This window comes from Frigidibacter sp. MR17.14 (genome assembly GCF_037095735.1).
In the GTDB taxonomy this organism is placed as follows: Bacteria; Pseudomonadota; Alphaproteobacteria; order Rhodobacterales; family Rhodobacteraceae; genus Frigidibacter.
Genome location: NZ_JBAWKD010000015.1, coordinates 69,417 through 78,307, shown reverse-complemented (window position 1 = coordinate 78,307; position 8,891 = coordinate 69,417). Strand labels below are relative to the sequence as shown.

Sequence of the window (8,891 nt, the reverse complement as noted above, 5' to 3'; positions counted from 1 at the left end):
CCCGCACCCCCGACCAGATCGAGCAGGACCTCGCGCGCGACCGTGCCCGGCTCAGCGCCTCGATCAACGACCTGCAGGACCGCTTCTCGGCCGAAGGGCTGGTGGGCGAGATCTCGGACGCGCTCCGCGATCAGGGCGGAGAGCTGATGCGCGGCGTCGCCGGCGTCGTGCGCCGCAATCCCGCCGCCGCGATCCTGACCGGCGCCGGTCTACNGGACCGCTTCTCGGCCGAAGGGCTGGTGGGCGAGATCTCGGACGCGCTCCGCGATCAGGGCGGAGAGCTGATGCGCGGCGTCGCCGGCGTCGTGCGCCGCAATCCCGCCGCCGCGATCCTGACCGGCGCCGGTCTACTGTGGCTGGCCGTCGGGCGCAGCCACGCCCCGGCCGGCGCCGCCGGGCGGGCGCCCGCCGCGCGCAACTGGGATGAGCGTCCCCTGCCCCGCCACCGCGAGCGCTATGCCGCGCCGCGCCATACCTCTGACCCCGCATGGCTCGACGATGCCTGGGAGGGCGAGGACCGCTACGGCACCGCGACCTCGCAATCCGCCGCCGGCGACTATTCCAATGGCGATGTCGCGCCCGGCACCAGCACCTCGGGGCTGGCCTCCGGGCTGGCCAGCCGGATCGCCGAAGGCGCTGGCGCGATGGCAGAGACGGCGCAACGCAACTACGCCTCTGGCCACCGCGCGGTGAGCGAGACCGGCGCCCGCGCGCTCGACCGCGCCGCGAAGCTGCGCGACCGGCTTTCCGAGGGCACCGAGGGGCTGACGACCGAGGCGCGCGACCGCATCGTCAAGGCCCGCGAGGCCGCCTACGAGGCCCGCCGGCAGGTGATGGGGGCAGCCCGTGACGGCCGCGTCCGTGCCGAGGGCTTCTATCACGACCAGCCGCTGGTGGCCGGGGCGCTGGCGGTGGCCGTCGGCGCCGCGATCGCCGGGGCGCTGCCGCGCAGCCGCTGGGAGGATGAGCATCTAGGTGCGCAGAGCGATGCCCTCGCCGCCGAGGCGCAGCGCATCTTCCACGAAGAGAAGGAAAAGGCCGCCGCCGTCCTGAAGTCCACCGCCGGCGAGGCCGAAGCGCAGCTGCGCGCCGCGGGGGCAGAGCTGAAGGCCAGCATCGACACCGGCCGTATGCGCGATGCCGCCGAAGCAGCGGCGCAGAAGGTCGCCGACACGGCACGCGAGAGCGCCCGATCGGAAGGGCTTGGCCGCGCCTAGAACGATAGAAGTGCCCGCGCCGATCCACAGGCGCAGGCGTCTCTAGGGTCAGGACTTCGGCAACGGGGGAGTCTTCGTCAAGCGGCTTTGCGCATAACTGGTCGCCCGCCATGGCGGGTGTATGTTCTTCGCGTTGCACAAGTCTGGCGGAGACGCGGCCGTCTTCGGTGGTCATCCGGTTGCATGCTTCGGTCCGTGGTCGGCGCGCTGGCCGCCAGCATGATGGCGGTTCTCTGCAGTTCCGACGTGCCCATCTCATTGGCGTGCTCGACCTCGATCGGCACAGTCCTGACCACGGCATCGTCGGAACCACGTCCCTCGGGGGACCTCTAAGGACCGCAGACCATAAGGGGGTGCGGGGATCTCTTCGTCTCAGGCAGCAACCGGCGCCGCGGCATCCAGCCGGAAGTCGGTGTCCTCGACCCACATCCGATGCAGGATGACGCCGATCCGCCGCGCCAGGGCCACCATCGCCCGCTTCGCGCCGCGCCGGCGTGCAAGCTGCGCTCCCCAGGACCGAAGCCAGGAAGCCCGGCCCCGGTGCATCATCACCGTTGCGGCTTGGCAAAGCGCTCGACGCAGATGGACGTCGCCGGCCTTGGTGATACGGTAATCACCCCCACGGTTGAGGGTAAGCGGTGTCCCATTCACACCTTGAGCGTGAAGTTCCAAGGGAGCAGCTCATCGATGCTGTTTTGCTTATGGCCGCGGACGATGGCCCCGAGTGTTCCTGCAAGCCGGGCCTGAGGGTCGATGCCGTTGAGTTTGGAGGTCTCGATCAGCGAAGCGATGACGGCCCAGTTTCGCGCACCCGCGTCATGGCCGGCGAAGAGGGCGTTCTTGCGGTTCAGGGCGATCGGCCGGATCCTGCGCTCGACTCTGTTGCTGTCGACCTCGACCCGACCATCGCGCAGGAACAGGCCCAGGCCATCGCGATACTTGGCGATGTAAGCCAGTGCCTCCCCGAGCTGTGACTTGAAGGACGCGCGCGCCAAGTGATGGCGCAGCCAGTCGCCTAGGCGGTTGCGGAAAGGGTCGGGCAGTGACTTCGTGGGGTGCAGTCACCGCCCTTTCTCGCTGGCATCGAGATGTCAGCAACCTACGCGGCATGCGCGGGTCAGCAAGATAATTCTAAAATTTTGCAGCATCTTGGCAACAAAAATTCGCATTCGGCCAGATTGGTCCGGGAGAGGCCCACAGGGGTGAGAAGCCCCTCCCGGCGCACAGCCGGATGAAGGTCACAGCTGAGCCGGGATCACTGTAAACCAATTCGGCGCTGGGGCGCGAAGGCTGCGAGACAGCCGCACCTGGAACGAAGCAGCCGTCTCGCTGCGCCGGAGATGGTGCACGTGACCCAGCGCAAATGTGAAGTAATTCTCCGGAGCCGCGGTTCAATGGCGCGAGAGCGCCACTGGATGAGAGTTCCATCCGCAATGGATGGAGCGGCCGCACCCGGAGAGATAGCGGCCCCGCCGCAGCGCGGACGATGCCGGAGAGGTGGTCCCCATTTCCCGGACAGGTTTGCGGCGGCGCCAAGCTTGCCTTGCTCAGCGCCCCAAGCTCGGACCGCCGGACCTTGGAGTTTTCCGGCTCTGATCACGATGGCGGGCTGACGGCGCCGTCGGGAAAATGCATGGCGATCGGGACGTTGTATCCGATCGCGCTGTGGGGTCGGTCCTCGTTGTAGCGTCGACGCCAATCCTCCAGCTTTTCGCGGGCGTCGGCAAGGCTCATGAACCAGTGGGCGTTCAGGCATTCCGTCCTGAGCTTGCTGTTAAACGCCTCGATGAAGCCGTTATCGGTGGGTTTGCCGGGCCGCGAGAAGTCCAGAACAACCCCCGCTGGCATAGGCCCAGAGAGATCCCGGGAGATGGACTCACTGCCGTAGCACGTCGGGAACAATGGTCCGCTTGGAGGTTATGGCCGCGCGCGGAGCCTGCGGATCGCGCAGCGTGCGGCCATAACCGGCGCTCAGGTCTCTATGGTGGTGTTGCGAACCACCCACCGCAGAGGAGACCGGCTATGACCAAGTTCGAGCATACTGCCGATGCCCGTGTTCTGGTAGGCATCGACATTTCCAAACACCGTCATGAGGTGCTGATCGCGGCCCCCGGCAAGACCGGCGGCGGCGCTTGCCGACGAACACGCTCGACGATTTCCAGAGGCTGATCGCCATCCTGAGGGACTACGCGCGGCCCGTGCAGATTGGGTTTGAGGCGACCGGGAGCTATCATCGCGCCCTGGTCTATCAACTCGGCATGGCCGGCTTCGATGTGAAGCTTGTCTCCTCGGTCGCCTTGGCCAAGACGCGTGAGGCGTTGCATAACAGCTGGGACAGTCGCAGGGACCGTGGCCCCAGTGGGGCCACGCAAGCCCGGAGACGATCCCAAAGATGCGCAGGTCATCCTGCACATGCTCCAGATCGGCGCTACCCAGGTCTTCATGGATCCGCTCCGTGCCGGGATCACCGATATCCAGGAGCTGTCGATGACCCATGAGGTCGGTTCGCGCGCCAAGACCGAGCTCTGGCATCGGATACTGGGGCATTACCTGCCGCTCTACTTCCCCGAGGCAGCCCGCTTCCAGCGGAGCACCCGCAGCGAATGGTTCCTGGCCTTTCTCGAAATGTTTCCGTCCGCGCATCTGATCACGGCGCTGCTAAGAGTGGCAAGCAATGTCATCCTGAGCCCTTCTCCGAAGGCATAATCCGGACCTGCGCCGCGCTGGAGGTGTTGTTTAGTGAACCATGGCGGCCAACGGCCAAGCTGGCAGCAAGCCTGAAGGACATCGCAGGGCTGGACTGGCCCCTTCCAGGCTATCCAATGCTTCGCAGGCGTCAGCGCCGGCTCGCGGCGCCGATCGTCGATCGCCACACGGACGGCCGGTGCCTCCCGCTTTGCGCGATTGAACCATCCTACCCGTGTGGGCGTTTCCCCCAGCACGGAGGCAGCATCCCGCGCCCCGCGGCCAAGGAGTTCTTCATGGGTATCTTCGATCGCATCCGAGACGCCATCCTCGGGGGACCAGCAGCGGCCTCAGATCAGTCTGCTTCGCGTCCTACCGCCACCGACGCACCTGTATCGCCAGGTGCCGCGCCTGCGCCTACGTCTTCATCTGAGGCTCCCACCGGTGCAACGTCTGCACCAATGTCTGCAGCCACACAGCCTGACCAGCCTTTGCAACTCATGAGAGACGTCGACATCGCTGCCAACCTTGACGCAGCCGCTGCGAAGTCCGGCCAAAAGCTCGACTGGCGCCACTCGATCGTCGACTTGATGAAGGCCCTCGGGATGGACGCCAGCCTTACCGAGCGCCGCGAGCTCGCCGAGGAGCTGGCGTATACCGGCGACACGCACGACACGGCAAAGATGAATATGTATCTGCACAAGGCACTCATGCAGAAGCTCGCCGAGAATGGTGGGAAGGTCCCGCAGTCGCTGCTCGACTGATACAGGGAAGACATGCGGCGCGAGGGCAGTACTGCCCTCGCGCGATGGAAGAGGCCACGCCTTCGGAGGCGCTCCCATTCGAGGAATTTCGGCACTTTCCCTCGACTCAGACGTTGGTAGTTGAGCCAACCTATTGGGGGAATGTAGAAATGAACCTACACCAGGGCCCGAACGCTTACGCGGCGTCGATGCTCGACGAGCAGGAAGTCAGCGCCCTTCACGACCGCGCATTGCCATTCAGCTGGCGCGTGTTTCTGGAAGCGCTCCAGATCCGCTCCCGGATCCGACGGACGAACCATCGCCGAGCATTGCACAGTGAGGGGCGTGCTGATGACACAGATTGATCGTCCTCGTCTCTCTTCACGCCTTAAGATGAACCCGCTACACTACATCCTGCCAGCCATAATCGGGCTCGGCCTGCTGGCACTCTGGGCATACATCGTATACCAGGCATTCGACTGCCTGCTGATCTAGGCATGCATCCCCCGGTGCGCATCGATGAACGGCACCTTCACTTCGACCGGCGGTCGAGCTTCGCCAGCGCGAAATACGCGCTCGCTTTGCGCAGGATCTCATAGGCTTGCCGCAGTTCGCGGTGCTCCCCCTCCAGGGCCTTCAGCTGAGCGGCCATGTCGGTCGAGACGCCCGCGCGCCGAAAACTGTGGACCTCGGTCCTGTTGACCCACTCATTCAGCGTGTTCGCACAACAGCCGATCTTTGCGGCAATCGACACGATGGCTTGCCAGCGCGACCCATGCGGTCCCTCGCCCTCCAGAACCATCCGCACAGCACGCTCGCGCACTTCGGGCGAGAATTTGCTCGTTGTCTTACTAATGATGGCTGCATCCTACTCAGGAGTTGAAGCCTCCGGCAAACCCGGCGCGTGTGTAGATGCCCCCTGTTTGGCAAGCATGATCTTCAATTTTTCGGCGGGGTCTTCGATCGGACGTGTGTCAGGCCTCTGAGCGTGGCCTTCGATGACGCCACGGGCCGGTATGCTGTTCGGAAGGCTGGGTTCAAATCGGTTCAGAGAGCTGCAAGCGCTCGAGCGCCGGGTCTGAATGTCCCTGCCTTGAACTTCGAAGTCCGTGTCGCCTAATCCTCGTCGATCGCTCACCCCGGCCTTGCGGCCATGCCGTGCCTTCGTCCCTTCTCAGGGATTGGGGTCACGCCATCCTGTAGTCCTCCTGCTTCGTCGTTACCGCCCAGATCGTCCGGGCCATCTTGTTCGCCAGCGCCACGGCGGCGACCATCTTCGGCTTGCGCCCCACGAGAGCGGCGAGCCAGCGGTTCGCGCTGCCGCCCTTGCGGACCATCCATCGGATCACGCTCATGGCCCCGACGATCAGCAGCCGACGGATGTCGGTCTGGCCCATCTTGCTGACCGATCCCAGCTTCACCTTGCCGCCCGTGGACCGTTGCCGTGGCACAAGGCCGAGCCAGGCGGCGAAGTTCCGCCCGCTTTCGAACGTATCGAGATCGGGGGCGAACGCCGACACCGCGCCCGTAACCACGGGGCCGATCCCCGGGATGGTGCGAAGCCGCCGCAGCGTCGGGTCCGTCTTAGACGCCGGCTCCAGTTCGGTCGCGAGTCGTTCGATCGTTTCAGTGAGCCGCGCGATCTGCTCGAGATAGATCGCGCCCATCTGCCGGACCGTGTCGGGCAGCTCCCTGGCCTCGTCGGCCAGCGCGTTCTCCAGCACCTTCAGGCTCGCCGGCCCTTGGGTGCCACGAGGCCGAACTCGGCCAGATGTCCCCGGAGCGCGTTGATCAGTTGCGTGCGCTGCCGGACCAGGCATTGGTGCGTCCGGAACGCCACCGCCCGGCCCTCGGTCTCGACGCTCTTCACCGCAACAAAGCGCATGGTTGGACGCGCAGCTGCTTCCGCGATGGCTTCCGCGTCGGCGCGGTCGTTCTTCTGACGCTTCACGAAAGGCTTCACGTAGGCCGCCGGCACGAGCCGCACCTCATGGCCGTCACCTTGCGCAACCCGGCCCCAGTGATGCGACGTGGCGCAGGCTTCCATCGCCACCACGCAGGCGGGATGCTCGGCCAGAAGCGCCGCCAGCCGTGTCCGAGATAGCACGCGGTAATAGAGAACCGTCCCATTCGTGCCGACAGCGCAGTCTTGAAAGCTGCCCTTCGCTAGGTCGATTGCCAGCATGCTGAATTTCTTCATCATTGATGGGCCCTCCGCTCGGTTACAGGCAACCATCATGGTATACGAGATGCCGTCTGGTGGGGGCATCCACCGCATCAGTTCAGGTCGATTTAAACCGTTCCGCTAGGCAGACTTCTTCAGCGGACTGCTTACGTCTGACAAAGCGCAGGCAGTTTACTCAATGGCGGCCACTGATTACCAAACGTGCTGACTAGCGAGCGCTGTTATAGCTGATGTTTTCTCGATCTGCCCGCAAGATCGCGCAATTTTCGAAGCTTCAACACGATTAACGAAACGCCCCGAAGAGGTCATGAAGCCGGGCCGCGAACGGAATATAATCTCCGTAGGCAGCCCAAGTTTATCCACGAGCGCCATCAGATCTGAGTGCCGCGCCGGCGCCGGTCTGCTCAGTATCAACCCTGAAAGATCGAGTGCTATTGCAACAATTCGCTCACGCTCGACGCCCAAATCTGGCGGGGTTACGGCTAGCTCAAAGGTGACGGTCTCGCTGCGTCTTCTCTGACGCCTCAGGGCCCCGGTCATGCTCTGGAAGATCATTTCGCTCTCCTCGCGCCGCGCTTAACGCGCGGTCACAGAGCAACGGGGAATCAACCCAAACGGTTCCGACTGAGCAACCAAGCTCAACACCGTTTTGGCGTAAGTGTTTCACAGTTGCATCTCACAGGAGTGGGTAAGGCCCCCGACCCTTTGATCTGGTCCGTTTTCCGAATCTTCAAATACGGCTTCACGAACCGCACGATCAAGGACGCGATGGTCAAACGCTTCCACTAGGACAGCCACGACCAGCTGCGCACCCACCTCGGTGACTACATGGCAGCCTACAACTTCGCCCGCCGCCTGAAGACGCTCAACGGTCTCACGCCCTACGAATACATCTGCAAAATTTGGACATCAGAGCCAGAAAGATTCATCGTGAACCCATCCACCAAATGCCGGGACTGAAGACCTTATGTGTCTCGGGCCTGCTACATTAGCCCCATCGCGGCTCCCGGCCAGGAGCCGCGATGGGGTGGGATACAGCGCTGAACACCTTGTGGCTGGACCACGATCGCTAGCAGGCTGATCCCGCCTCTCTTCACCGTCTCGAACAGTTGACGAGGCCCGTTTTGCGGGACCGCGAAGCATAAGGAAGAGAGAGTGATATGATACCAGCGACCACCGTGATAGGCACAGATGTTCCCCGCGATTGGCTCGACGGCTTCTGTGCGTCGAGCGAGCGGCATTTCCGCCTCTCCAACACCGCGGCGGGCCATGCCCAACTTCTTGTGCTGCTCCGGGCCTTGCCCCAGCCGGTGCGGATTGGATTTGAAGCGACGGGCGGTCAGGAATGGGTGCTCTGGACCACGCTTGTGGCGGCGGGGGTAGAGGCTGTGCAACTGCCCCCGGCACAGATCAAAGCCTTCGCCCTGTCCCGTGGCACGCTGGCAAAGACCGACCGGATCGACGCCGAGCTCATCGTGCGGTTCATGCTGTTTAGGCCAGAGGCGGGTCGGAGGTTGCCGGAAAAGAACCTGTGTATTCTCAGAGCTTTGACAACACGTAGGGCGCAGGTCGTGGACATGCGCAAACGGCTCTCGGCGCAAATCTCGGCACGCAGGAAGCAAAACATCCCCGCCGACCTCGAGGGTATGGATGCCGACCTCGCGGCTACTCGGGACGCTAAGATCCGTGACCTTGAGCGGCGGATCGAAGGGGTCATCGCTCAAGAGGAAGCGTCAGCCATCAGGGCAAGGCTTCTGCTGTCCATCCCGGGGATCGGGCCGGCCTCTGCGGCCATGCTGATCGCGGAACTGCCGGAGCTCGGATAGATAACGTCCGGCGAAGCGGCGGCAATGAACGGTCTTGCCCCTATTCCACATGACAGCGGGATCCCCAGAATGGTTGCGCGGGCACCTCTCGGCCGCCGTCAGGGGTGCTGCCAGGCGATCGTTCCGCAAGAAAGGCAGATCGAGTTCACCCGCGGTCACATCTGATGCTGAGCGCCGGAGACGTGGGCTGGCTGAGCTCCTATCGCTGCTGGTTACCGAACGGCCCCCGAATGTT

At 64.0% G+C, this 8,891-nt stretch carries 3 protein-coding genes, 8 pseudogenes and 1 other annotated feature; of the genes and pseudogenes, 6 read left to right on the top strand and 5 right to left on the bottom strand.

Features of this window, described 5'->3' with window-relative positions; all coding sequences use genetic code 11:
- Window positions 1-17 precede the first annotated feature (17 nt).
- A complete protein-coding gene (locus V8J36_RS20880; protein WP_442902519.1) occupies window positions 18-1,217 on the top strand; it encodes a hypothetical protein in 1,200 nt (399 codons plus the stop codon).
- Between the two features lie 372 nt (window positions 1,218-1,589).
- Here the strand turns inward: V8J36_RS20880 and V8J36_RS20875 are convergent.
- The 3 pseudogenes from V8J36_RS20875 to V8J36_RS20865 form a co-directional block, all read right to left on the bottom strand.
- Window positions 1,590-1,823 (bottom strand): annotated as a pseudogene (locus V8J36_RS20875) (IS110 family transposase); the annotation flags it as partial.
- A 41-nt stretch (window positions 1,824-1,864) separates the two neighbouring features.
- Window positions 1,865-2,251, bottom strand: a pseudogene (locus tag V8J36_RS20870) (IS66 family transposase); the annotation flags it as partial.
- 562 nt (window positions 2,252-2,813) lie between these two features.
- Window positions 2,814-3,101, bottom strand: a pseudogene (locus V8J36_RS20865) (integrase core domain-containing protein); the annotation flags it as partial.
- 138 nt (window positions 3,102-3,239) lie between these two features.
- Between V8J36_RS20865 and V8J36_RS20860 the strand changes: the two are divergent.
- The 3 genes and pseudogenes from V8J36_RS20860 to V8J36_RS20855 form a co-directional block, all read left to right on the top strand.
- A pseudogene (locus V8J36_RS20860) lies at window positions 3,240-3,875 on the top strand (IS110 family transposase); the annotation flags it as partial.
- Window positions 3,821-4,036 (top strand): annotated as a pseudogene (locus V8J36_RS22905) (transposase); the annotation flags it as partial. The pseudogenes V8J36_RS20860 and V8J36_RS22905, both read left to right, overlap by 55 nt.
- A 162-nt stretch (window positions 4,037-4,198) precedes the next feature.
- Window positions 4,199-4,666: a DUF3597 domain-containing protein gene (locus tag V8J36_RS20855; protein WP_336469253.1), complete on the top strand. Its 468-nt coding sequence runs from the start codon at window positions 4,199-4,201 to the stop codon at window positions 4,664-4,666.
- Between the two features lie 459 nt (window positions 4,667-5,125).
- Window positions 5,126-5,220 (bottom strand) — a sequence feature (AL1L pseudoknot).
- Here V8J36_RS20855 and V8J36_RS20850 read toward each other — a convergent pair.
- Window positions 5,152-5,501: pseudogene (locus tag V8J36_RS20850) on the bottom strand (transposase); the annotation flags it as partial. It overlaps the preceding feature by 69 nt.
- Window positions 5,502-5,832: 331 nt before the next feature.
- Window positions 5,833-6,845 (bottom strand): annotated as a pseudogene (locus tag V8J36_RS20845) (IS110 family transposase).
- 732 nt (window positions 6,846-7,577) lie between these two features.
- Here V8J36_RS20845 and V8J36_RS20840 point away from each other — a divergent pair.
- Both V8J36_RS20840 and V8J36_RS20835 read left to right on the top strand, forming a co-directional pair.
- Window positions 7,578-7,822 (top strand): annotated as a pseudogene (locus V8J36_RS20840) (IS3 family transposase); the annotation flags it as partial.
- A gap of 168 nt (window positions 7,823-7,990) precedes the next feature.
- Window positions 7,991-8,656, top strand: coding sequence for an IS110 family transposase (locus V8J36_RS20835; RefSeq protein WP_336469252.1), 666 nt, complete (start codon window positions 7,991-7,993; stop codon window positions 8,654-8,656).
- Window positions 8,657-8,891: the final 235 nt, after the last annotated feature.

Coding starts and splice junctions, on each gene's coding strand:
- V8J36_RS20855 (WP_336469253.1), top strand. CDS start 4,199: ATGGGTATCTTCGATCGCATCCGAGACGCCATCCTCGGGGGACCAGCA.
- V8J36_RS20835 (WP_336469252.1), top strand. CDS start 7,991: ATGATACCAGCGACCACCGTGATAGGCACAGATGTTCCCCGCGATTGG.